A 23,656-nucleotide genomic window follows, 5' to 3' on the forward strand; every position below is an offset into this window, starting at 1 on the left:
CATGGCAGAAGTAGCGAAAAAAACTAAACGTTCAGTGCTTAAGCGCGAAAAGCGTGACGCAAGACAAGAAGCTGCTAAAAACGGACCTTCTGTAGCGAAACTGAAAAATGTTCCAACGTCTCCACGTAAGATGCGCTTGATTGCTGATCTTATAAGAGGTGAGCGTGTAAATAAGGCTCTCAATATTTTGAAGTATGAGCCTAAAGTAGGTGCTCCGAAGCTTGAAAAGCTTTTGTTGTCAGCTATTTCTAGCTGGACAGCAAAACACACAGATCTAAAGCTTGAAGAAGCTGATCTGTATGTGAAGGATGTATTTGTTGATGGCGGTCGTATTCTAAAAAGACTACGCCCAGCTCCTCAAGGAAGAGCTCACCGTGTTAGAAAGCGCTCAAATCACGTTACATTGATCGTGGATAGCTTCAAAAAGACAGGTGCAGAAGTAGTAACAACTGAAAAAGAAACGAAGGAATAATGGGACAAAAAATTAATCCAATAGCCCTGCGCCTTGGCATCGTTCGTGGTTGGGATTCTAACTGGTACGGTGGAAAGACATTCGCCGATAAACTAGTTGAAGATCAAAAAATCAGAGACTATGTAAAGGCTCGTATTCCTAAAGGTGGAATCGCTAAAATTGTTATTGAAAGAACATTGAAGCGTATTACCCTAACTATTCACACTGCTCGTCCAGGTGTTGTGATTGGAAAAGGTGGTACTGAAGTTGATAAAATCAAAGAAGAGTTAAAGAAGATTACCAATAAGGATGTTCAAATTAACATCTTTGAGATTAAACGTCCAGAATTGGATGCGAAACTGGTTGGTGAATCAATTGCTCAACAGATCGAAGCTCGTATTTCCTATAAGCGTGCAATGAAGCAAGCGATTGCTTCAGCGATGCGCGTAGGTGCGGAGGGTATTAAAGTTAAGACGTCAGGTCGTTTGGCTGGAGCAGATATGGCTCGTACCGAACAATATAAAGAAGGCCGTATTCCATTGCACACACTTCGTGCTGATATAGACTATGCACATTCTGAAGCACAGACTGTGTACGGAAAAATTGGAATTAAAGTATGGATCTTCAAAGGAGAGATATACGGTAAACGTGATCTTTCACCAAATGTAGGTCTTGCAAGTAATGCAGGCCAACAGGGTGGTGGCGAACACCGTGGAGGAAGAGGTGATCGCAATGAACGTGGTGGCGACAGAGGCGGACGCAATAGAAGAAGTGGTGGTGGCGACAGACGTGAAGGCGGAAGAGATGGTGGTGGAAGACGCGGTGGAGATAACCGCGGTGGAGGCCAAAGAAGAAACGGTTAATCAAAGTAACAAACGCATTAAAGCCAGGTAACAATGTTACAGCCTAAAAGAACGAAATTTAGAAAGATGCAAAAGGGCCGCGTGAAAGGCGTTGCAACAAGAGGTCACTCTATTGCATTCGGTTCATTTGCATTGAAATCTTTAGAAGGTGGATGGATCACAGCGCGTCAATTAGAGGCAGCGCGTATTGCCGTAACCAGAGCGATGAAACGTGAAGGTCAGGTATGGATCCGCATATTTCCAGATAAACCCATTACACGCAAGCCAGCTGAAGTACGTATGGGTAAAGGTAAGGGAGCTCCAGAATATTGGGTAGCCGTTATCAAGCCTGGTACTATCCTGTTTGAAGCGGGAGGAGTAAATATGGCTACCGCGAAGGAAGCTTTGAAATTGGCTGAAGGTAAATTGCCAATCAAAACAAAATTCACAGTAAGACCTGATTACGTAGAACAATAAGCGCAATGAAAACAACAGACATCAAAGGATTGACTGTAACCGAATTAAAGGAAAAAATCGGTACCGAGAAAGAAGCTTTGCGCAAGTTGCAATTTGCACATCAGATTTCATCTGTTGAAAATCCGATGAAACTGAAAGAAACACGTAAGCTGATCGCACGCCTCAGCACGGAGTTAACCGTAAAAGAACGTGCAGCTAAATAGCTTAATAAGAAAATAGGTTATGGAAGAACGTAACGAACGCAAAGAGAGGATCGGTAAGGTTGTCAGCAATAAAATGCAGAAGACCATCACTGTCGCAGTTGACAGAAAGGTAAAGCACCCGATCTATGGTAAATTTGTGAACAGAACTACTAAGTTCAAGGCTCATGACGAACTGAATACTGCTGGTATCGGTGATACAGTACGTATTGCTGAAACTCGCCCCTTGAGTAAAGAAAAGCGCTGGAGATTGATCGAGATCGTTGAGAAGGCGAAGTAATCTCGATATAGCTTGACAGCAAAAGGATAAACAGAGAACTGAAGAATATAAAGATATGATACGCACCGAATCCAGACTTACCGTAGCAGATAACAGTGGAGCAAAGGAAGTACTTTGTATGCACGTGCTTGGCGGTACCGGAAGACGTTACGCTTCTGTAGGCGACAAGATCGTAGTTACAGTAAAGTCTGCACTGCCTAGCAGCCAGGTGAAAAAAGGAACTGTGACAAAAGCTGTTGTGGTGAGAACTACAAAAGAAGTTAGAAGAAAGGATGGATCATATATCCGCTTTGAAGATAACGCAGCAGTCCTTTTAAATGCTCAGGATGAGCCCCGTGGAACCCGTATTTTCGGTCCAGTGGCACGCGAGCTTCGTGAAAAACAGTTTATGAAAATTGTTTCATTGGCCCCAGAAGTTATTTAAGCCATGGAAAGAAAAAGCAACAAACAGCCTAAATTGGGCATCCGTAAAGGCGATAAAGTAAGAGTTATCGCTGGAGATGACAAAGGTAAAGAAGGTACAGTACTAGAAGTAATACTTGCTAAGAATAGAGCAGTTGTAGAAGGTGTTAGTATTGTTACAAAGCATACGAAGCCATCAGCAGGTAAGCCTGAAGGTGGAATCAAGAAAGTAGAAGCATCAATACACATCAGTAATTTACAACTGATTGATCCTGCCAGCGGGAAATTAACCCGTGTTGGTCGCAAGCTTGATGAAAAAGGTAAGCTGAAGAGATTTTCTAAGAAAACCGGAGAATTTATTAAGTAATGGCAACTCCAAGATTAAAGGACAAATACGCTAAAGAAATTGTCCCTGCTTTAAAGCAGAAGTTCCAATATTCATCTGTTATGCAAGTTCCTAAGATCGAGAAGATCTGCATAAACAAAGGTATGGGCGTAGCTGTGACGGACAAGAAGTTGATTGATGTAGCTCTCGAAGAGATCACAAATATCACCGGTCAGAAAGCAGTATCTACAAAGTCAAAAAAGGCGATCTCTAACTTTAAGTTGAGAGAAAATATGCCAATCGGTGTTCGTGTAACCCTTCGCGGGGATAAAATGTACGAATTCTTAGATAGATTGATGAGCATTGCTCTTCCTCGTGTGCGTGATTTTAAAGGTGTTAATAACAAAGGCTTTGATGGCCGCGGAAATTACACTTTGGGCGTAAAAGAGCAGATCATTTTCCCAGAGATTTCTATTGACAAGGTAAACAAAATCAGCGGTATGGATATTACGTTCGTAACCACTGCAAATACAGACGAAGAGAGCTTCGAGCTTTTGAAAGCTTTTGGAATGCCCTTCGCTACTAAAAACTAATAACTGACATGGCTAAATTATCGGTAATAGCGAGACAGACAAAAAGAGAAAAACTTGTTGCTACTTATGCAGCAAAGCGTAAAGCTCTGAAAGAAGCTGGTGACTATGTAGCTTTGGATAAACTTCCCCGTAATGCTTCTCCAGTTCGCCTGAAGAATCGTTGCAAACTGACTGGTCGTCCGAAAGGATACATCGGCAAGTTCGGAGTTTGTCGTAACGTATTCCGTGAAATGGCTTCAGCTGGAAAGATCCCAGGATTAACAAAGGCTAGCTGGTAATACAGCGCTTCGGCTTCACACGCACACAACTTCGGTATATACCACAATAAGTATTTATCGAGAATAAATAGAAACATACGGTGCTGAGTATCAAGGTCTCCTGACAGCCCTCAGGATGAAACCAGATAACAGTTTGGATAATATAAATTGTTATATATCTTTGCAGCCCGGTTTAAAAAACGCGGGCTTGCTTTTTAATATAAAAGGACGAATAAAATGACTGATCCGATAGCAGATTACTTAACCCGGTTGCGGAATGCCATTAAGGCAAATCACCGCGTAGTGGAGATCCCTGCATCTAACCTCAAAAAGGAAATAACAAAGGTTCTTTTTGATAAGGGTTACATTCTTAATTACAAATTTGAGGATGTTGCTGATAGACAAGGTAATATCAAGATTGCTCTCAAGTATAATCCTGAGACAAGACAATCAGCGATTACAAAATTAGAGCGCATAAGTACACCTGGCTTGAGAACCTATGCAAACACAAGTTCTCTTCCCCGTGTAATGAATGGTTTGGGAGTTGCAATCCTTTCGACTTCGAAAGGTGTAATTACAGACAAGGAAGCGCGTACGCTGAATATTGGTGGTGAAGTATTGTGTTACGTTTATTAATAAAGAAATAAGCAATGTCACGTATAGGAAATAAGCCCGTGTCGATACCTTCTGGTGTTACCTTTAATTTTACCAATAACAAGGTAAGCATTAAGGGTCCGAAAGGAGAATTGCACCAGGCAATAGACCCTGATTTTAAGATTAAACAGGAAGAAGGCACTGTATTAGTTGAACGGCCGACAGAACAGAAGCGGCATAAGTCAATGCACGGTTTATACCGCGCTTTGATTGCGAATATGATAGAAGGTGTTTCTAAAGGATATAAGCATCAATTGGAATTAGTGGGTGTAGGGTACAAAGCAAACGCCCAGTCAAACGTTTTGGAACTTAGCTTAGGATATTCCCACAACGTGTTCCTCGCAGTTCCTTCAGAAATCAAGGTTCAAGCAATCCAAGAAAAAGGACAAAATCCGACAATTATTTTGGAAGGCATTGATAAACAATTGATTGGTCAGGTTGCTGCTAAAATTAAGTCTCTCCGCAAGGTTGAGCCATACAAAGGAAAAGGTATTCGCTTCACAGGTGAATTCGTACGCAGAAAAGCTGGTAAGGCTGCTGCTAAATAGTTAAAATAACAAGCATCATAGAGCAATAGAAAGCTATGGCAGGCAAGAATAGAGAAAGACGAGAAAGAATAAAGGCTGGTGTCCGTAAGAGAATTACAGGAACAACTGAAAGGCCGAGATTGTCAGTATTCAGAAGTAACCGTGGACTTTATGTTCAGATTATTGATGATTTGAAAGGTGTTACGGTAGCAGCTGCGTCAACTACAGAACTAGGTGAAACAAGTAAGCTCAATCTTGAGAACTCGAAGAATGTAGGAAAGAAGATTGCTGAAAAAGCCATTGCGTCTGGAGTTCAGTCAATCGTGTTCGATCGTAATGGGTACTTGTATCACGGAAATATTAAAGCTTTGGCTGAGGGTGCCAGAGAAGGTGGATTAAAATTCTAAGAACTGAAATATGTCAGTAAGCAATATTAGCACAGTAAAAGCCAGCGAAATCGATCTGAAAGAACGCGTAGTAGCCATTGAGCGTGTTGCAAAGGTGGTGAAAGGTGGTCGTAGATTTAGCTTTGCAGCGATCGTTGTAGTGGGTGATGGAAATGGAGTAGTAGGTTACGGACTCGGCAAAGCCAACGAAGTAACAGACGCTATCACTAAAGGTATTGACGATGCCAAGAAACACCTGGTTAAGGTTCCTATTATTAAAGGAACTGTTCCGCACGAATCGCTTGGTAAGTTCGGGGGTGGTTTTGTGTTATTGAAACCAGCTTCACCTGGAACAGGTGTTATCGCCGGTGGTGCAATGCGCGCGGTATTGGAAAGTGCCGGTGTGCATAATGTATTGGCGAAATCAAAAGGATCTTCTAATCCACACAACGTGGTTAAGGCGACTTTTAAGGCGCTCACAAGCATGCGTGATGCTTATACAGTGGCGAAGAATAGAGGAGTTTCATTATCGAAGGTATTTAACGGCTAAGCGTCATGGCGAAAGTAAAAATCATCCAAACCCGAAGCATGATTAAAAGACCTGAAACACAACAACGTACTATAAAGGCGTTGGGTCTTGGAAGAATCAATAAATCAGTAGAGGTGGAATTGACTCCACAGATTGCTGGCATGATTTCAAAAGTGAATCATTTGATCACCGTAAAAGAATTGTAAGATGAAGTTGCATACACTTAAGCCTGCAGAAGGTTCTACAAAAACTAACAAGAGACTCGGTCGTGGTCAGGGCTCTGGTGGTAGTACGGCTGGACGTGGTCACAAAGGTGCCCAGTCTAGATCAGGTTACGCTAAGAAAGCTGGTTTTGAAGGTGGTCAAATGCCACTGCAGCGCCGCGTTCCAAAATTCGGTTTTAAGAATAACAATAAGGAATATTTCAAAGCTGTTAACCTTGACATCTTGGAAGGGTTAGCGGAGAAGATAAAAACTAACTCACTGACTCTTCAAGTATTGGTAGAGAACGGTGTTGTCGGTAAGAATGATAAAGTGAAGGTGTTGGGAAGAGGCGAATTAAAAGCTAAAGTAAGTGTTGAGGCGCATGCGTTCTCTACATCTGCTACGCAGTCGATTGAAAAAGTAGGTGGAACAGCCACAACGGTTAAGTAATGAAGCGATTCTTTCAAACCATAAAGAACATTTTTTCAATTGAAGACCTGAGAGTCAGGATCCTTAATACAATTGGATTTCTGGTGATTTTCAGACTCGGGTCTTTTATTGTATTGCCTGGCATTGATCCAAACTTGTTGGATCCCAGTAGGAATACTAGTGGTATCTTAGGATACCTCAATACATTCTTGGGAGGGGCATTTAACAACGCATCGATATTTGCGCTTGGAATTATGCCCTACATTTCAGCTTCGATCATTGTACAGCTCTTGACATTTGCTGTTCCGTATTTCCAGAAGCTGCAAAAAGAAGGTGAGTCTGGCCGTAAAAGACTTAATCAGTTAACACGTGTACTGACAATAATAATAACAGTGTTCCAAGGGTATAGTTACTTGAAAGGTACTATAGACCCTGCGGTTATTACAACTCCAGGTACAATGTTCTATGTAACATCTCTTGTACTGATTATTGCAGGAACTATGTTCTGTATGTGGTTGGGCGAGCGTATTACTGATAAAGGTATAGGTAACGGTATCTCTATGTTGATTATGATTGGCATAGTATCCAGATTGCCGTTAGCGTTGGTTTCTGAGGTTACGGATAAATTTCCCGGAAAGGCGATTTTCTTTATAATTGAAATTTTTGCTCTCTTTGGTATAGTGGTGGCTGTAATAGCTTTAACCCAAGCAACTCGCAGAATTCCAATTCAGTACGCTAAACAAGTAATTGGAAATAAACTGTATGGTGGAAAACGTGACTTCATTCCATTGAAGTTAAATTCTGCAGGAGTTATGCCAATCATCTTTGCTCAGGCCTTAATGTTTATTCCAGCTTTGCTGGCTGGCATATGGAATGACAGTGACTTAGGGGCATACATTGGATCGACTTTCTCAGATCCGTATTCATGGCAGTACAGTGTATTGTTTGCGAGCATGATTTTGATTTTTACATTCTTTTATACAGCGATAACCATTAACTCAAATGATATAGCTGATAACTTAAAAAGAAATGGTGGTTTTGTTCCGGGAGTTAAACCAGGAAAACAAACAGCTGAATTTATAGATACCGTGTTGTCACGAATCACATTACCAGGAGCAATATTTCTTGCCGCAATTGCAGTGCTTCCAGCATTCGCAGTGAAAGCAGGAATTGGTCAGAACTTCGCACAGTTTTACGGTGGTACATCTTTGTTGATTTTGGTTGGTGTTGTGTTAGACACACTCCAGCAGATAGAGAGTTACTTACTGATGAGACACTATGAAGGTATGATGAAGACTGGAAGAGTGAAGGGGCGTTCTCAATTTGCTGCGGCCTAAAACCGAATGGTCCATTTAAAGACGGAAGAAGAACTGAACATTATCCGTGAAGGCTCCTTAATACTTGGGAAAGCTCACGGTGAAGTAGCCAAACTTATCAAGCCGGGCGTCAGAACTTCAACCTTGGACAAAGTTGCCGAGGATTTTATCAGGGATAATGGTGGATCTCCATCGTTTAAAAACTATAATGGATTCCCTGCTTCGCTCTGCATCTCAGTTAATGAGGTTGTAGTGCATGGTTTTCCAGGTAACTATGAGTTGCGTGAAAAAGATATAATTTCCGTTGATTGCGGAGTATACTATAAAGGTTATCACAGTGACTCAGCCTACACATATCCTTTGGAGGCAGTAGGAAAAGAGACTTTACTTCTGCTGGAGCGCACGTATGATTCTCTGCATAGGGGAATCGATCAAGCGAAGGCAGGGAATAGAATAGGTGATGTAGCTTATGCAATTCAAAGTTATGTTGAAAGCTTTGGATACGGAGTGGTGAGAGAGTTGGTAGGACATGGAGTTGGAAAAAAACTTCACGAAGATCCAGAGGTTCCAAACTACGGTAAGCGGGGGAAAGGGATAAAAATAGTAGCTGGGATGGTGTTTGCAATAGAACCCATGATTAACCAGGGAACAAAAAATGTAGTGCAGGAACGGGATGGCTGGACCATCCGAACCTCAGATAAAAAACCTTCGGCACACTTTGAACACACTGTGGCTGTGCATGAAGACAGAACTGAGATATTGACAACGCACAAGTATATAGAAGAAAATTATACGTATAAGTGGCGAAACAAAAGTCAATTGAGCAAGATGGTACTATAAGCGAAGCGTTGTCGAATGCGATGTTTCGGGTACAGTTAGAAAACGGGCACGAGGTATTGGCCCATATTTCCGGGAAGATGCGCATGCACTATATCCGGATCTTACCGGGAGACAGAGTCCGTTTGGAAATGTCACCTTATGATTTAACAAAAGGTAGAATTGTATTTAGATACAAGTAGATAGATAGACAAAGACATGAAAGTTAAAGCATCCATAAAGAAGCGTAGCGCTGACTGTAAGATCATCAGACGCAAGGGCAAACTGTATGTGATTAACAAGAAAAATCCTAGGTATAAACAAAGACAAGGGTAACAGACTATGGCACGTATAGCAGGTGTAGATATTCCTGATAACAAGCGAGGCGAAATTAGCCTTACTTACATTTTTGGTATTGGCCGTAGGTCAGCCCAAAATATCCTTACTGAAGCCAGTGTAGACTGGAGTAGAAAAGTAAAGGACTGGAATGATGAAGAATCGAATACGATTCGCGGAATTATTGCCGAGAAGTTCAGAATAGAGGGTGCTCTTAAGTCTGAGATTCAGCTTAGCATCAAGCGTCTGATGGATATCGGATGTTACCGTGGTCTTCGTCACCGTAAAGGTCTTCCCGTTCGCGGTCAGACTACGAAGAATAACGCACGTACTCGTAAGGGTAAGCGTAAGACGGTAGCGAATAAGAAAAAAGCAACTAAAGGTTAATTAGATAAACTTTTCAATAATGGCAACCGCTGAAAAGAGAAAAGATAAAGCAAAGAAGAGAGTCGTGAATGTTGAGGCTGTAGGCCATGTACATATCCGTGCTACTTTCAATAACATCATCATCTCCGTTACCAACTCAACTGGTCAAGTAATTTCTTGGGCATCTGCTGGTAAAATGGGCTTTAAAGGTTCAAAGAAGAACACTCCATATGCTGCTCAAACCGCAGCTCAGGATTGTGCTACAAAAGCCTTCGAACTTGGTTTGCGTAAAGTAGAAGTTTTCGTAAAAGGTCCTGGAGCTGGTCGTGAATCTGCGATCCGCACAATTCAGAACTCTGGAATCGAAATCACTGCAATCCGCGATGTAACTCCGCTTCCGCACAACGGTTGCCGTCCTCCTAAGAAAAGAAGAGTTTAATAAAGACAATTGAAGATATCGGATTTGTGTTAAATCAAATCCGATATCTAAAATTTAAAAATTAGAATAGAATGGCACGATATACAGGCCCAAAAGTAAGAATATCAAGACGTTTCAATGAGCCGATCTTAGGTGATAATAAGGCTCTGCAAAAGAAAAACTATGCTCCTGGTCAGCATGGTCGAGGGAAAAAACGTAAGCAATCTGAGTATGCAACGCAGCTTGCTGAAAAGCAGAAAGCGAAGTATATCTACGGATTACTTGAGAGACAATTCGCAAAATTATTCGATACGGCTACCCGTAAAAAAGGTGTTACTGGTGAGGTTCTACTTCAATTGCTTGAATCTCGGTTGGATAATACTGTATATCGTTTGGGCGTAGCTCCAACTAGAAGAGCTGCTCGTCAATTAGTGTTACACAAACATATCTTGGTAAATGGAGACGTGGTTAATATACCTTCATTCTCTTTAAAACCTGGTGATTTGGTTGGTGTACGCGAACGTTCTAAGTCTTTAGAAGTAGTTACAAATAGCCTTTCTATACAGAGCTCTAAAAAATACAACTGGTTAGAGTGGGATAACAGTGAATTGGTTGGAAAGATCATTAACTTACCTCCACGTGAGGATATCCCTGAAAACATCAACGAACAGCTGATCGTTGAATTGTACTCGAAGTAATAGTAACAGTTAATCAAACAAAGACTATGTCAATATTAGCATTTCAAATGCCAGAGAAGGTTGTAATGGAAAAGTCTGATGATTTTCACGGACTGTTTACATTCAAGCCTCTGGAAAAAGGATATGGAGTTACGATTGGCAATGCGCTGAGAAGAATTCTGTTATCCTCCCTGGAAGGTTATGCAATCACAGGTATTAAAGTGCCTGGTGTGCTGCACGAGTTCTCGACCATAGAGGGTGTAGTAGAAGATGTAGCGGAGATAATCCTGAACCTTAAAATGGTTCGCTTTAGAAAAATAGCTGATAATTTCGATAATAAGATCACAGTTAATATCAAGAAACAGAAGCAATTTAAAGCTGGCGATATAGCTAAGTTTACTTCTGCTTTTGAAATTTTAAATCCTGAGCATGTAATCTGTAACTTGGATGAGTCAGCTCAGTTCGAAATTGAATTGACGATTGAAAAGGGCAGAGGATATCTTCCTGCAGAAGAGAATAAACCAACCGAGCAAGTATTCGGATTCATTCCGATCGATGCGATCTTTACACCTATTAAAAATGTAAAGTATAGCGTAGAAAACACTCGTGTTGAACAGAAGACTGACTACGAGAAACTTGTAGTAGACATTGAAACAGATGGTTCAATCCATCCTGAAAAAGCTCTCGAAGGAGCTGCATATATTCTGATTAAACACTTTGCGCTGTTCTCAGACAAGTCAATGGAACTTGAAACAGGCAAGGATGCAGAAGTAGAACAGGTAGACGAAGAAATGCTTCATATGCGTAAGCTTTTGAAGACCCCTCTTCATGATCTTGACCTGTCGGTGCGTGCATACAACTGCTTGAAGGCTGCTGATGTTAAAACATTGGGTGACCTTGTTGAGCTTGAAATTTCTGACATGATGAAGTTCAGAAACTTCGGTAAAAAATCACTTGCTGAATTAGAACAACTTGTTGCTGAGAAGAATCTTACGTTTGGTATGGATCTCGGTAAGTATAAATTAGATGAGGATTAAGAAATCATGAGACACGGTAAGAAAGTTAACCATTTAGGCAGGAAAACAGCACACCGCGAAGCTTTGCTTTCGAATATGGCTTCATCGTTGATCCTTAATAAACGGATTACAACGACTGTAGCTAAAGCTAAGGCGCTTAGAAAATATGTGGAGCCGTTGATTACAAAGGCTAAGGATGATACAACACACTCAAGAAGAACTGTGTTTTCATACCTTCAGAATAAAGAGTCTGTGAAGACATTATTTGGAGAAGTTGCTGGTAAAATAGCTGAGCGTCCAGGTGGTTACACACGCATCATTAAGTTGGCTGACACTCGTGTTGGTGACAATGCTGAAATGTGTCTCATTGAATTGGTTGACTTCAACACTCTTTATACGAAAGATGGTGCTGTGAAGAAGGCAAAGACACGCAGAAGCCGTAGAGGTGGTAAGAAAGAAGGCACTGAAACAACTTCAGCAGAAACTTCAGAAACTCCTGTAGCAGAAGTGAAAGCAGAAAAGAAACCAAGAAAATCGTCTCCTAAAAAGGACAAAGAATAGTGTTAAAGAATATTCTATATAAAGGATTGAATGAAAGTTCAATCCTTTTTTTTTGCCCGATTGGCAGTGAGTTTACATTTGTAATGGCTAAATTTTTAACGAACAGACATTGCAAAAACGATTTTCTATTTTAATCCTCAATTTCTAACGTATTTTTGTCACCGCAATGCAGAAAAAAGCTTATCTACTTCTTGAGGACGGCCTTCTGGTGGAAGGTACGGCCATCGGAAAAATTGGTACCTCTGGTGGGGAAATCTGTTTTAATACAGGTATGACTGGTTATCAGGAAATATATACCGACCCATCGTATTATGGACAGATCATTGTAAACACAACGTCACATATTGGCAACTATGGCGCGCTGGATGAAGAGCAGGAATCTTCTCAGGCTCAAATTGCCGGATTAGTGGTGAATGATTTCGCTAAGGAATTCAGCCGTAAGTCTGCAAAGGAGAGCTTGCAAAGTTATCTTGAAACAACGGGAATCGTGGGTATAGCGGATGTAGACACGCGCATGTTGGTTCGCTACCTGCGAAGTAAAGGAGCAATGAATGCAATTATATCTTCCGAGCTATCTCCTGATCAGTTGATGCAAGAACTAAAGAAGATTCCTTCGATGGATGGTTTGGAACTTTCGTCTCGCGTAACAACGAAGGAAGCATATTTTGTGGGAGATAAAGATGCTTCGATCAAGATAGCTGTTCTCGATCTTGGTATTAAGAAAAGTATTGTGGAGAACCTGGCGGAAAGAGGTTGTTACTGCAAGGTATTTCCTGCGAAGACAACCTTCGAAGAGATGTCCTCTTGGAAACCTGACGGATATTTTATTTCGAATGGCCCTGGCGATCCATCTGCTATGGACTATGCCATAAAAACAGTAAAGCAAACATTAGAGTCTGAGAAACCTGTGTTTGGAATTTGCCTCGGTCATCAATTGCTGGCACTTGCATCGGGTGTCTCAACCTATAAAATGCACCACGGACATCGCGGATTAAATCATCCGGTGAAAAATCTTGTGACAGGCAAGGGTGAAATGACTTCACAGAATCATGGCTTCGCGGTGAGCGAAAAGGATATAGATAAAAATCCAAATGTAGAGGTGACTCACGTTCATTTGAATGACAGCACCATCATGGGTATACGGAGAAAAGATAAGAAGGCTTTCTCCGTGCAGTATCACCCTGAAGCTTCACCAGGACCACATGACTCGCGATACCTTTTCGATGACTTTGTAACGATGATAAAATCAGAAGTAAAAGATCCTTCAACGGTTTCGTAATCTGACAATCTTTAAAATCTACAATCCATAAATCTAAAATAACTATGAGCTTAATTGAAAGCATTCATGCCCGGCAGATTCTTGACAGCCGAGGTAATCCTACTGTTGAAGTTGATGTGGTAACTGAATCTGGTGCCTTCGGACGCGCGGCAGTTCCATCAGGTGCTTCAACCGGAACTCACGAAGCGGTTGAGCTTCGCGATGGCGACAAGAAAGTATATGTTGGGAAAGGTGTTTTGAAAGCAGTTGAAAATGTTAATACAAAGATTGCTTCCGAAATTATAGGCTTTGATGTATTTGATCAGAACCTGTTGGACAAGATCATGCTTGAGCTCGATGGTACTCCTAATAAAGGTAACTTAGGTGCAAACGCAATCCTGGGTACATCACTTGCTATAGCGAAAGCAGCAGCAGCTGAAGCAGGTTTACCTTTGTATCGCTATATAGGTGGGGTAAGCGCAAATACTTTACCGGTTCCAATGATGAACATCTTGAACGGTGGTAGCCATGCTGATAACTCTATCGACTTTCAGGAGTTCATGGTAATGCCTGTAAAGGCTGATACATTCTCCGAAGCGTTAAGAATGGGAACTGAAGTATTCCATACTTTGAAAAAAGTTTTGCACGATCAAGGTCTTTCTACGAACGTTGGTGACGAAGGTGGTTTCGCTCCTAACATCAGATCGAATGAAGAAGCTATCGAAGTTGTATTAAAGGCAATTGAGAAAGCAGGCTTCAAACCAGGCGAAGATATATTCATCGCGATTGATGCAGCGAGCTCGGAGTTTTACGATGCAGCAACGAATACATATACTTTCAAAAAATCAGATGGTAAGAAATTAAGCTCTGCGGAGATGGTTGATTATTGGGCTGCATGGGCTGCTAAATATCCGATCATTTCTATTGAAGATGGTATGGCAGAAGATGACTGGACTGGATGGAAAGGTCAGACTGATAAGATCGGTAAGAAGGTTCAGCTTGTTGGAGACGATTTGTTTGTAACGAACGTTAATCGTCTGCAAGATGGTATAGATAAAGGTGTAGCAAACTCTATCCTGGTTAAAGTAAATCAAATCGGTTCTTTGACTGAAACTATCGCTGCTGTTAACCTTGCAAAACGCAATTCTTATAAGAGCGTTATGTCTCACCGTTCAGGTGAAACAGAAGATAGCACAATTGCTGATCTTGCTGTTGCGCTTAACACAGGACAAATCAAAACGGGTTCAGCTTCACGTTCTGACCGGATGGCGAAATACAATCAATTGATCCGTATTGAAGAAGAATTGGGCGAAGTAGCTTACTTCCCTGGAAGAAAATTCTAATTATATAGTATCAATAACGAAAGCCAGAGCAACACGCTCTGGCTTTTTTCGTTTCTAAAAAAGTCAGATCACACTTACAGACCCGATATAGGCTTGCGAAAAACAATAACTTTTTATCTATCTTAGTATCACTTTTTTGAACTCGTATGCTGAATAAATTACCAAAGCCGTTTCGTAACTTTTATGTTCTGACAGCCATTGTATTTTTTCTTTGGATGCTGCTGCTAGATCCCAATAACCTGATCGCACGATTTCAGTTAGGGGCCAAGCTTCGTTCATTGGAGAATGAAAAAGAATATTACGAAGAGAAAATCAAAGAGGTGGAGAAAGACAGAGACGAACTTTTTGGGGATAAAGAATCAATCGAAAAGTTTGCCCGTGAGAAGTACTTGATGAAGAAAGAGACGGAAGACATCTTTATTGTCGAGAAAAAAGACTGAAGTATTGATACCCGTTGCAATAGGGGGAAGTCTTATTTTATCTGTCTTAGTATAAACCGACTAATGTCTGCATAACATGAAAAAGACTCTATTAACCTTGATTGCCTTGTCGCTATGTACGTTTGCTATGGCGCAATGGGGAGAAGAAGAAATGAGCGATGAACCTACGCTGCGCGAAAGAATTTTTACAGGCGGAGGATTTGGACTTAGCTTTTCAAGCTATAATGATTTCGTTTCAGTGTCACCGCTCATTGGTTATAAAATAACTCCTAAGTTGGCGGCAGGAGTTCAGGTACAATATCGTTATACTCGTTATAAGCAAATTACCCCCAAGATTTCTACGAATGATTACGGTATAAGTCCTTTTGTCCGATACAATATATATAGTCCCTTTTTTATACAAGCTGAATACGAATATTTGAATTATGAGTTTCCAATCTCAACAAGTGAGAGTATACGGAAACAGTACAATAGCTTTTTAGCCGGAGGTGGTATATTTCAACCCCTTGGAAGACGTGCAGGATTCTATGCTATAGCACTCTACAATTTTAGTTATAGAGCAGCCGGAATAAATGAAGTAACTCCCTATGATAGCCCGCTTGTGTTACGTGTAGGTGTAACAGCCGGCTTTTAGAAAGCTACACCAAGTTTAGCACCCAGTTGCTGCAGGTCTTCGACAACCTTGTGATTAAGAGGTATACCTTCTTTTAATCGTTGTGCACTCATTTCTCTTTCAGGATCACCTGGTATCAATACACGTTCTTGTCCTTCTATAGTTTTAGCAGAACGGAAACGATTAATCCAGTTGTCCATATGCTGTTTGAATTCATCAGCAGGACGAAATGCATCAACGCGCATTGCTCCGAAGAAGTGACCTATACCTTCGCCAACAGGATCACTTGGAGGATTTAAGAACGCAACAAAAGGCGGAACCCACGGTCCATAGTTCGCACCGGAGAGAACAGCAGAGAATATATCTACCCATGCTCCTAGGCAATATCCTTTATGACTTCCATGTTCGCGGTCGCTTCCTAAAGGAATAAGTGCACCACCACTCTTGGCTTCATTGGGATCTGTAGAGGGTTTGCCATCTTTAGTTTGTATCCATCCTATAGGAGCATTCAGATTTTTTCGTTGAAGGATTTCAAGCTTGCCATTCGCGGCAGTGGTAGTAGCAAAGTCGGCAATAAAAGGAGGTTGTCGATTGGCAGGTATAGCAACCGCTATAGGGTTCGTTCCGAGTAATCGCTCAATTGAAAATGTAGGAGCTACCAATGGACTCGCATTAGTCATCGCTATGCCAATCATATCGTGTGGCAAGGCCATCATCGCGTGGTGCCCGGCTATACCAAAGTGATTGGAGTTCTTAACAGCAACCCAACCCGTGCCAGCAATTTTTGCTTTTTCAATTGCGATATCCATAGCTTTGGGTGCCACAACCAATCCTAATCCACTATCACCATCTACTACGGCTGTGCTGGGCGACTCATGCACAATGCGCACGTTCGGTTTTGCATTCACTCGCTTTGCTTCCCACAGCCGCACGTAACCAGAGAGACGTGCTATACCATGAGAATCAATACCACGTAAGTCCGCGTTGAGCAATACCTCCGTAGCAAGCGTTGCTTCCTTTTCCGGGCAACCGATGTGCCTGAAAACATCCAACGTGAAATTTTGCAGGGAGGCGAATGAATAAATCTTGTCCATAATAAATTGATAGGGACAAATATATAGGTCTTCCTGAAATATCAGTATACCTAATCTTATACTGCCGAAGATATAGGAAAACTAACCGTAAACATGGTGCCTTCTCCTGGCGTGCTGGTTACATCGATCGTTCCGTTCAGTGCATTTATTTGTGTTTTCACAAGGTAAAGACCGAGTCCTTTACCTTCTACTTCCAGATGAAAACGCTGGTATAGTGTAAATAATTTATTGCTGAATTGTTCAAGATCTATTCCTATACCATTATCGCGTACAAGAAACCCAACGTGTGTGCTGGTTTGAAAAGTTTTAAGTTCAATAACAGCGCTCCTGCCGGGAGATCTGTATTTTATAGCATTGGAAATAAGATTGTAGAGAATACTATAGAAGTAACTTTTAATTGAGAAAAAATGTGTGCACGCAGTGAAGTCAGTTACTACTTCAATGTCTTGACTTGTTAGCTGCAGCGCAAGCGTTTCTTTTATAGTGTTGAAGAGTTCACCTATATCGAGCCATTGTTTAGACTGCGAGTGATCGCTTCGGATCTCAAGAATTTTTGTTAAGTCGTGAATTACTTCATTGAGTTTTGTTACCGAAGTAAAAAGGTGATTCAATAATGTATTGAGTGCTTCATTTTCTATAGGCTGTAATTTGATCAATTGCGCGAGACCTAATATAGTGGCCACCGGCCCGCGAAGGTTGTGCGATGCTATAAATGAAAATTGAAGAAGGTCATTATTGTGCATCACTAGTTGTTGAAGAATCCTGGTTCGTTCTTCCTCTTGCTTCTTACGCAAGCTCACATCCTGTCCTATACCAATGATAGAATTATCAGACAATTGAATCATGCACCAGCTCATGTCCAATACATTGCCGGAAGGAGTGGTGATTTTAAAGTCACGCCATCTGCCGTCATGCAACTGAATAAACTCGATCGCTTCCTGTTGTTGTTGATCATCCGGAAAAAGCTCTTTCAATATATATTTGTCGGCTACGTCTTTCATAGGGCGCTGCAACGTACTCTCCCAATATTTATTAATAAATTTGATTCTTCCGTGGATATCAAACAGCACAATGACAAGTGGTAAGTTATCGATGAGCCGTTGCAGTGCTTCTTTCTGCCGGATTAATTCAAGCTCGGCTTGCTTTCGGGAAGTTATATCTGTTATTATACCATCTAGTCGTATAGGCATACCGGTATAGTCTTTGGTCATCCAAATTCTGCTGGTAACCCACTTTTGTTTTCGCTGCTTGCTGATAATACGATGCTCAATTTCTGTGTAGGATTTTTTAAGCAGTTGCTTATGCATATCCTCTATCGTTGCTTCCGGATTATCATCGATCATGGTTTCATTTAGCAGCTTGTTGTTTTCATAGAACTCACGTGACGAGTAGCCGAAAATTTCTTCCGCAGCATTGTTGACAAAATCTATCTGTATTTCTTTCTGCCCTACAAATTTTGCAGACCACACCATGTCTTTTAAGGTGCTGAGTATACTGTGTAGTTTTTCCTGGCTTTGGCTGACGAGCGCATTGGCCTGCTCCTGAATTTTCTCTTGAGCCGCAGAGAGCTGATCATTTGTTGAAAGTAATTCTTCGTTTGTAGTGACAAGCTCTTCATTGGTACTTACAAGGTCACGGTTCGCATCATCCAGCTGGCGCGTTCTTTCGTTTATTTTATTTTCAAGTGTAGTATTCAATTCGTGAAGTTGCTGTTCAAATTTTACACGCGCTGTTACATTGTGCGACAGGATCAACTCTGCATTCTTCCCGTTCCAGTCCATAGCATACGATGTGATCTCGACCCAGATCATCTCACCATTTTTTCGAACATGTCGCCACGTCCCCGAAGTATATATACCCCTGGGGATATTCAGAACGGCTTGCTCAAGTTTGGGAATATCTTCGGCAGGTCGGATGTCGCGAATCGTACGCGAGAGGAACTCTTTTTCGGTATAGCCATATTCACGTATAGCCGCTTCGTTTACAGCTAAAAATGAAAGTGTATCAATGTCATATACCCACATCGGATTGGGATTCTTCATAAATAACTTTTCATAATCGGATATTTTTTTATGAAGCTGTATACTTAAATTATTGATGAGTATATATAGTAGAAAGGCGGAAAAAATCAGGAAAGAAAGGCGAACAACTGCCTGTAATAAACTCATCTTTTGCTCTGATGCTGTATTTAAGTATGAGTCCAATAGAATTGTACTACCATAAATCCACGCGATGCCTACTGTTAAATAGATCAACGTAATTTTTAATGACTGCCCCGATTTTTTAAACATTTGGATAACTTTAAATACACCGTTCGGAGTAAATGGGCTTGTAGCGTAGAAAAGTAGCGATTTCCTGCTTATTTTTTCCTTTTTGTGGTCAGATTATACACTGAAATACGTATGAATAAAAAAATCGGACTACACGTATGGAAAAACGATCCCACATACATCTTACTAAAAAATCAATCCTGATATGAATAAAGCGATGATATGTTTTCTGCTGTTATTGAGTTCTCCGGTAATAGCACAAAAACAAAAAACTGTTGACTCCAAGATCAACCATGTAACTGTATTTCTTAGCAGAGCGCAGATTGAACGCGAAGTAAGAACCCAGGTGGAAGCGGGTAAAACTGATTTAATAATTACAGGCCTCACCTCCCAACTTGATCAGCAAAGTATACAGGTTGCAGGCAAAGGCAATTTTATAATACTCGGTATTACGCATCAGCAAAACTATTTGAGTGAATTGAATACACCGAGGTCGCTTCGCATATTAAAAGACTCTGTAGAATTTTTTCAGAAACAACTTTTGATAGAACAAAGTCAGAAGGAGATATTGAATAAAGAAGAACAAATGCTTTTGAGTAATCAGAAGATAGGTGGCACTAATCAAAATTTAACCGTTGCCGAGTTAAAGGGTATGGCGGATTTTTACCGCACACGATTAGGTGAAATTGTCATCGCCAGAATGAAGCATGATGATAAAATAAAAAAGATAAACGAACGGTTGACCAAAGTGCAACAACAGATTCAGACACAGAACGAATTATATACCCGTAATACAAGTGAGATTGTAGTGAGCATCTCGGCCGATGCTCCTGCCACGGTTCAGCTGGATGTAAATTATATAGTGGCAAATGCCGGTTGGCAACCGCTGTACGATCTGCGGGCACTCAATACAAAAGCTCCCGTGCAACTGAATTACAAAGCAAATGTATACCAGAGCACTGGAGAAGAATGGAAAAACGTAAAGCTGAAGTTATCAACAGCGAATCCCAATCAAGGTGGATTAAAACCGGAGCTATATGCGTGGTATCTCGACTTTGATCAGCCTATATATAGGGGGCTGCAAGGAAAGGCAAGTGGTGTTAGAATTAAATCAGCGGCACCCGCTATGGCCATGGATAAAGAAGAAGACGCCATGGAGCCTCCCGCTGAAACAACTGCTGATTTTGTAAGTACAGTACAAACTTCTTTGAATACGGTATTTGATATAGCTTTGCCCTATACGGTAAGTTCATCCAATAAACCAACATTGGTAGACATCCGTAAGCAGGAGTTAAAATCCGATTACCTATACTCCGTTGCTCCCAAGCTTGATGCAGATGCTTTCTTAATGGCGCGCATTGTTGGCTGGGAGGAACTGAGCTTGCTGCCCGGAGAAGCCAACGTTTTTTTTGAGGGTACATTTGTAACGAAAACATTCATCGATCCGAATAACATTAAGGATACACTTTCTATCTCTCTGGGAAGAGATAAACGGATTGTTGTAAAGCGTGAGAAATTGAAGGACTTCAGTTCGCGTAAAGCTATAGGTTCTAAACAATCGGATAGTTATGCATACGCGATCTCGGTGCGTAACGCGAAGACAGAAGCTATAAAAATTATAGTGGAAGATCAGGTGCCCGTTTCACAAAACACCCAGATCGAAGTGACCGCTACAGAACTTAACAATGCGAATTATACTCAAGAAACCGGTAAACTTATTTGGGAGATGACTGTGCAGCCAAACGAGACGCGGAAAGTGGTTTATAAATTCGATGTTAAATATCCGAAAGGCAAGATTATCCCTGCATTATAAGCTGTTACTTTAATACTATATCACATATGTCGGGTAGCAATTTCGCTAAGAAGTTGTTACCCGATTTTGTTTTTAGGTATATATAAACCTTTTCGTTCCATATATAAAAAAATAGTTTTAATTTGGGATGATGAAAGGACTGTGTGATTGATTTTTAAGCGTAAATGAATTGAAGGCCAAATTCTGTAAACTATTTTGGCCTTTTAAGAGAATACTAACCTATATGAATTTTACCTGTATGCAACGGAGGTACACCGCTGTGCTTCTGTTTAGTTTTTCATGCTCTTATCTCCCTGCTCAAGATCTTGATTCACTTCTCAACCTCAATGCTTTCACCCAGGAGAGTGATCTGCAAAAAATCCTTAATAAAAACGTAACGGTTTCATCGCAGAAACTTTCGTCTCGAGAAACGCCCGGCATCCTCAGCATCATTACGGCAGAGGAAATTCAAAACAGTGGCGCGCGCGACATGATTGACGTGCTTCGTCTTGTACCCGGTTTTGATGTGATGCAGGATCTTCAATTTGTAATGGGCATCGGTCTTCGTGGTAGCTGGGCAAATGAAGGTAAAGTACTCGTGATGCTCGATGGCCAGCCGTTCAACGATCTGCTATACCAATCCGTTGCTGTTGGCAATCGTTTTCCAATAGATGCTGTAGAAAGAATTGAAATTATCCGTGGACCGGGATCCGCTATATATGGAGGCTCCGCAGAATATGGTGTAATCAATATCATTACGAAAGCAGCCGAGAGCCTGGATGGTGTTATAGTATATGGCACAGGAGGTTTTCATGCCGATGCGGTAGGTCGCGCGAATGCCGGTGTTATGGCCGCTCAAAAATCAGATATATTCTCGTGGGATCTTTCAGCCTTTAAAGGATCAGGAATTGTAAGTGATGCCAAACATCACACTGATCCTATACAGAATTCTTACAATGGAAATTCAGACTATACCGATCAGGATTTGTCAAATGTATCGCAGGCAGATCCAATAAATATAAATTTGGGATTAAAATATAAGGGCGTTTCTTTCCGTGCCATGTACGATGCATTTGAGACATCCGATCCATCGGTAAACGTTTCTTTTAAGAGTCTTTTTACAGACCTGCGGTATACCTGGCAGGTAAGTGATAAACTCAAGCTGACTCCACAGATAAAATTTATGCAGCAGCGTCCCTGGACATACGGTCCGAAAGAAAATCGAAGTCCTGATTTTGAGGTGCAGGCAACGCGTATATATTCACAAGTAGATGGACAATATGAAGCTTCCCGTAAGGCAAGTATAAATTTTGGTGCTATTTACTTTAGCGACCATGGCGATTACGAAACAGTTCTGAATACATTTACTGGAGATCGTTCGCTTACACTTTCAAATTATGCGTTCTATGCGCAGGCATTGTTCAAGCACCGTCTGGCAAATGCTACCATCGGTTTCCGTTACGAGAAGAATAATCGCTATGGCGGAGCCTTCGTGCCTCGCCTGGCGCTCACCAAGAAAATAGAAAACTTCCACTTTAAGGTTTTATACAGTCAGGCATTTCGCGCGCCATCGCTGCAGAATATAAATATAGCCTTGGGCGGGAAAATAAAGCCAGAGAAATCTGATGTGTTTGAGCTTGAACTTGGGTATCAGTTCACACCAGAAATGTTGCTCGCTATAAATGCGTTTAGTATCAGTACACGCAATCTTATGATCTATGGATCGCAAGGAGAGGATGAGACATTCGAAGAATGGTACGAGAACTCCCAAAAGAGTGGGAGCAAGGGAATTGAGTTTGTATATACTATACGCCAGAAAGTATGGTACGCAAACCTGACCTACTCCTTTAGTCAGGCAATCAAAAATAACTCGGTAGAGGTTTACAATGTCTCACAAACCATTAAACAATATGTTGGTTTTCCTTCGCACAAAGTAACGTTGAATACCAATTTCAGTTTAACCTCAAGGCTTACCATTAATCCTACCTTTATTTATGCGAGCACGCGGTATGCCTACACAACCGTAGATGATGAAGGCAATGCAATCAGTACGGCATTGGATCCATATATACTTACCAATGCGTTTCTTAACTATAAGAATATCCTTCCGGGTCTAACAGGTGGTATTGGGGTATACGACATACTGAATGAACGTCCCGCTACACCACAAGCGTATAACGGAGGCTATGCGCCAATACCGGGAAGAAGCCGCGAATATGTAGTTAAACTTTCGTACCAGATTAATTTCACGAAATAAGATATGAAGTATCTCAGATTGTCCATTGCCCTTTGCATGGTGATGTTTGCATTATCCGCTAAGGCACAGACTACAAACTACCACGTATATTCCTTGTTTGTTATCAATATAGCGAAGTATTCTTCATGGCCGGTACAGAATGGTGAGATGCAGATAACGGTATTGGGTAAATCAAAGATCTTTGAAGAGCTTTTAAAGCAAAATGGTAAAATTGTGAATGGAAGCATCGTCAAAGTAAGCCAGGTGGATAACGTTACTGCCATCGACCTTCCACATATACTATATATTGCCGATGGTAAGAGCGGAGCGCTGGATGACGTATTGAAATCCTTGCAGGGTAAACCTGTTATTATTATCTGCGAACGTGAAGGTCTCTTTAAAAAAGGTGCAGGCTTCAGCTTTGTAGTAATGGAAAATAGCACACTTCGATTCGATATCAACAACACTGAACTGGATAAGCGCCAGATTAAAGTGTCAAAAAATCTGTCTGCGCTGGCAAACCAATCTATATAGTTAAAACATACGCG

At 41.2% G+C, this 23,656-nt stretch carries 33 protein-coding genes; 31 read left to right on the top strand and 2 right to left on the bottom strand.

Annotation, left to right across the window (positions count from 1 at the left end):
- The first annotated feature begins 1 nt into the window (after position 1).
- From rplV to B5Y40_RS27435, 28 genes are all read left to right on the top strand, one after another.
- Positions 2–472 (top strand): 50S ribosomal protein L22, encoded by a 471-nt coding sequence (gene rplV, locus B5Y40_RS27300; protein WP_079690065.1) that lies wholly within the window; start codon positions 2–4, stop codon positions 470–472.
- Positions 472–1,314, top strand: a complete 843-nt coding sequence (rpsC, locus tag B5Y40_RS27305) for a 30S ribosomal protein S3 (RefSeq protein ID WP_079690066.1) — start codon at positions 472–474, stop codon at positions 1,312–1,314. Before rplV ends, rpsC begins: the two co-directional genes overlap by 1 nt.
- 33 nt (positions 1,315–1,347) lie before the next feature.
- Positions 1,348–1,770 (top strand): 50S ribosomal protein L16, encoded by a 423-nt coding sequence (gene rplP, locus B5Y40_RS27310; protein ID WP_079690067.1) that lies wholly within the window; start codon positions 1,348–1,350, stop codon positions 1,768–1,770.
- A 5-nt stretch (positions 1,771–1,775) separates the two neighbouring features.
- The gene (gene rpmC / locus B5Y40_RS27315) at positions 1,776–1,973 is read left to right on the top strand and encodes a 50S ribosomal protein L29 (protein WP_079690068.1); all 198 of its coding nucleotides are present in this window, start codon (positions 1,776–1,778) and stop codon (positions 1,971–1,973) included.
- A 19-nt stretch (positions 1,974–1,992) separates the two neighbouring features.
- Positions 1,993–2,250: a 30S ribosomal protein S17 gene (gene rpsQ / locus B5Y40_RS27320; protein ID WP_079690069.1), complete on the top strand. Its 258-nt coding sequence runs from the start codon at positions 1,993–1,995 to the stop codon at positions 2,248–2,250.
- A 55-nt stretch (positions 2,251–2,305) separates the two neighbouring features.
- The gene (gene rplN, locus B5Y40_RS27325) at positions 2,306–2,674 is read left to right on the top strand and encodes a 50S ribosomal protein L14 (RefSeq protein WP_079690070.1); all 369 of its coding nucleotides are present in this window, start codon (positions 2,306–2,308) and stop codon (positions 2,672–2,674) included.
- A gap of 3 nt (positions 2,675–2,677) precedes the next feature.
- Positions 2,678–3,019, top strand: coding sequence for a 50S ribosomal protein L24 (gene rplX / locus B5Y40_RS27330; RefSeq protein ID WP_079690071.1), 342 nt, complete (start codon positions 2,678–2,680; stop codon positions 3,017–3,019).
- Positions 3,019–3,570: a 50S ribosomal protein L5 gene (gene rplE, locus B5Y40_RS27335; RefSeq protein WP_079690072.1), complete on the top strand. Its 552-nt coding sequence runs from the start codon at positions 3,019–3,021 to the stop codon at positions 3,568–3,570. The genes rplX and rplE overlap by 1 nt, the downstream gene beginning before the upstream one ends.
- Before the next feature lie 8 nt (positions 3,571–3,578).
- Positions 3,579–3,848 (top strand): 30S ribosomal protein S14, encoded by a 270-nt coding sequence (rpsN, locus tag B5Y40_RS27340; RefSeq protein WP_079690073.1) that lies wholly within the window; start codon positions 3,579–3,581, stop codon positions 3,846–3,848.
- 216 nt (positions 3,849–4,064) lie between these two features.
- Positions 4,065–4,463, top strand: coding sequence for a 30S ribosomal protein S8 (gene rpsH / locus B5Y40_RS27345; protein WP_079690074.1), 399 nt, complete (start codon positions 4,065–4,067; stop codon positions 4,461–4,463).
- 14 nt (positions 4,464–4,477) lie between these two features.
- Positions 4,478–5,029, top strand: a complete 552-nt coding sequence (gene rplF, locus B5Y40_RS27350) for a 50S ribosomal protein L6 (RefSeq protein WP_079690075.1) — start codon at positions 4,478–4,480, stop codon at positions 5,027–5,029.
- A gap of 35 nt (positions 5,030–5,064) precedes the next feature.
- Positions 5,065–5,415, top strand: a complete 351-nt coding sequence (rplR, locus tag B5Y40_RS27355) for a 50S ribosomal protein L18 (RefSeq protein WP_079690076.1) — start codon at positions 5,065–5,067, stop codon at positions 5,413–5,415.
- A gap of 10 nt (positions 5,416–5,425) precedes the next feature.
- Positions 5,426–5,944, top strand: a complete 519-nt coding sequence (rpsE, locus tag B5Y40_RS27360; RefSeq protein WP_079690077.1) for a 30S ribosomal protein S5 — start codon at positions 5,426–5,428, stop codon at positions 5,942–5,944.
- Positions 5,945–5,949: 5 nt separating this feature from the next.
- Positions 5,950–6,129, top strand: coding sequence for a 50S ribosomal protein L30 (rpmD, locus tag B5Y40_RS27365; RefSeq protein WP_079690078.1), 180 nt, complete (start codon positions 5,950–5,952; stop codon positions 6,127–6,129).
- A gap of 1 nt (position 6,130) precedes the next feature.
- On the top strand, positions 6,131–6,577 hold the full coding sequence (gene rplO, locus B5Y40_RS27370) for a 50S ribosomal protein L15 (RefSeq protein WP_079690079.1): 447 nt from the start codon (positions 6,131–6,133) through the stop codon (positions 6,575–6,577).
- A complete protein-coding gene (secY, locus tag B5Y40_RS27375; protein ID WP_079690080.1) occupies positions 6,577–7,893 on the top strand; it encodes a preprotein translocase subunit SecY in 1,317 nt (438 codons plus the stop codon). Before rplO ends, secY begins: the two co-directional genes overlap by 1 nt.
- A 6-nt stretch (positions 7,894–7,899) precedes the next feature.
- A complete protein-coding gene (map, locus tag B5Y40_RS27380) occupies positions 7,900–8,712 on the top strand; it encodes a type I methionyl aminopeptidase (RefSeq protein ID WP_079690081.1) in 813 nt (270 codons plus the stop codon).
- The gene (gene infA / locus B5Y40_RS27385; RefSeq protein ID WP_073141607.1) at positions 8,673–8,891 is read left to right on the top strand and encodes a translation initiation factor IF-1; all 219 of its coding nucleotides are present in this window, start codon (positions 8,673–8,675) and stop codon (positions 8,889–8,891) included. The genes map and infA overlap by 40 nt, the downstream gene beginning before the upstream one ends.
- Before the next feature lie 16 nt (positions 8,892–8,907).
- A complete protein-coding gene (gene ykgO, locus B5Y40_RS27390) occupies positions 8,908–9,024 on the top strand; it encodes a type B 50S ribosomal protein L36 (protein WP_079690082.1) in 117 nt (38 codons plus the stop codon).
- Positions 9,025–9,030: 6 nt separating this feature from the next.
- Positions 9,031–9,411 carry a 30S ribosomal protein S13 gene (rpsM, locus tag B5Y40_RS27395; RefSeq protein WP_079690083.1) on the top strand — a complete coding sequence of 127 codons (381 nt, stop codon included), beginning with the start codon at positions 9,031–9,033 and terminating at the stop codon, positions 9,409–9,411.
- Between the two features lie 19 nt (positions 9,412–9,430).
- A complete protein-coding gene (gene rpsK / locus B5Y40_RS27400; RefSeq protein WP_079690084.1) occupies positions 9,431–9,829 on the top strand; it encodes a 30S ribosomal protein S11 in 399 nt (132 codons plus the stop codon).
- Positions 9,830–9,900: 71 nt separating this feature from the next.
- The gene (gene rpsD / locus B5Y40_RS27405; protein WP_079690085.1) at positions 9,901–10,506 is read left to right on the top strand and encodes a 30S ribosomal protein S4; all 606 of its coding nucleotides are present in this window, start codon (positions 9,901–9,903) and stop codon (positions 10,504–10,506) included.
- A 26-nt stretch (positions 10,507–10,532) separates the two neighbouring features.
- Positions 10,533–11,522, top strand: a complete 990-nt coding sequence (locus tag B5Y40_RS27410; RefSeq protein WP_079690086.1) for a DNA-directed RNA polymerase subunit alpha — start codon at positions 10,533–10,535, stop codon at positions 11,520–11,522.
- Positions 11,523–11,528: 6 nt separating this feature from the next.
- Entirely contained in the window at positions 11,529–12,062 is a 534-nt protein-coding gene (rplQ, locus tag B5Y40_RS27415) for a 50S ribosomal protein L17 (protein ID WP_079690087.1), read from the top strand.
- Positions 12,063–12,228: 166 nt separating this feature from the next.
- Positions 12,229–13,341, top strand: coding sequence for a glutamine-hydrolyzing carbamoyl-phosphate synthase small subunit (gene carA / locus B5Y40_RS27420; RefSeq protein WP_079690088.1), 1,113 nt, complete (start codon positions 12,229–12,231; stop codon positions 13,339–13,341).
- A gap of 44 nt (positions 13,342–13,385) precedes the next feature.
- Complete coding sequence (gene eno / locus B5Y40_RS27425; RefSeq protein WP_079690089.1) at positions 13,386–14,663, top strand: phosphopyruvate hydratase; 1,278 nt, start codon at positions 13,386–13,388, stop codon at positions 14,661–14,663.
- Positions 14,664–14,809: 146 nt separating this feature from the next.
- Positions 14,810–15,103 carry an FtsB family cell division protein gene (locus B5Y40_RS27430; RefSeq protein ID WP_079690090.1) on the top strand — a complete coding sequence of 98 codons (294 nt, stop codon included), beginning with the start codon at positions 14,810–14,812 and terminating at the stop codon, positions 15,101–15,103.
- A 76-nt stretch (positions 15,104–15,179) separates the two neighbouring features.
- Positions 15,180–15,737: a hypothetical protein gene (locus B5Y40_RS27435; RefSeq protein WP_143785970.1), complete on the top strand. Its 558-nt coding sequence runs from the start codon at positions 15,180–15,182 to the stop codon at positions 15,735–15,737.
- On the opposite strand, the gene B5Y40_RS27440 is transcribed toward B5Y40_RS27435, so the two are convergent.
- Both B5Y40_RS27440 and B5Y40_RS27445 read right to left on the bottom strand, forming a co-directional pair.
- On the bottom strand, positions 15,734–16,810 hold the full coding sequence (locus tag B5Y40_RS27440) for an Ldh family oxidoreductase (protein WP_079690092.1): 1,077 nt from the start codon (positions 16,808–16,810) through the stop codon (positions 15,734–15,736). The genes B5Y40_RS27435 and B5Y40_RS27440 overlap by 4 nt on opposite strands.
- Positions 16,811–16,866: 56 nt before the next feature.
- A complete protein-coding gene (locus B5Y40_RS27445; protein WP_079690093.1) occupies positions 16,867–19,101 on the bottom strand; it encodes a PAS domain S-box protein in 2,235 nt (744 codons plus the stop codon).
- Between the two features lie 184 nt (positions 19,102–19,285).
- Here B5Y40_RS27445 and B5Y40_RS27450 point away from each other — a divergent pair, with 184 nt between their 5' ends.
- From B5Y40_RS27450 to B5Y40_RS27460, 3 genes are all read left to right on the top strand, one after another.
- Entirely contained in the window at positions 19,286–20,893 is a 1,608-nt protein-coding gene (locus B5Y40_RS27450; RefSeq protein WP_079690094.1) for a DUF4139 domain-containing protein, read from the top strand.
- 223 nt (positions 20,894–21,116) lie between these two features.
- Positions 21,117–23,129, top strand: a complete 2,013-nt coding sequence (locus tag B5Y40_RS27455; protein WP_079690095.1) for a TonB-dependent receptor plug domain-containing protein — start codon at positions 21,117–21,119, stop codon at positions 23,127–23,129.
- Positions 23,130–23,132: 3 nt separating this feature from the next.
- Positions 23,133–23,642 (top strand): YfiR family protein, encoded by a 510-nt coding sequence (locus B5Y40_RS27460; RefSeq protein ID WP_079690096.1) that lies wholly within the window; start codon positions 23,133–23,135, stop codon positions 23,640–23,642.
- The last annotated feature ends 14 nt before the right edge of the window (positions 23,643–23,656 follow it).

It is taken from the genome of Ohtaekwangia koreensis, from assembly GCF_900167975.1.
In the GTDB taxonomy this organism is placed as follows: domain Bacteria; phylum Bacteroidota; class Bacteroidia; order Cytophagales; family Cyclobacteriaceae; genus Ohtaekwangia; species Ohtaekwangia koreensis.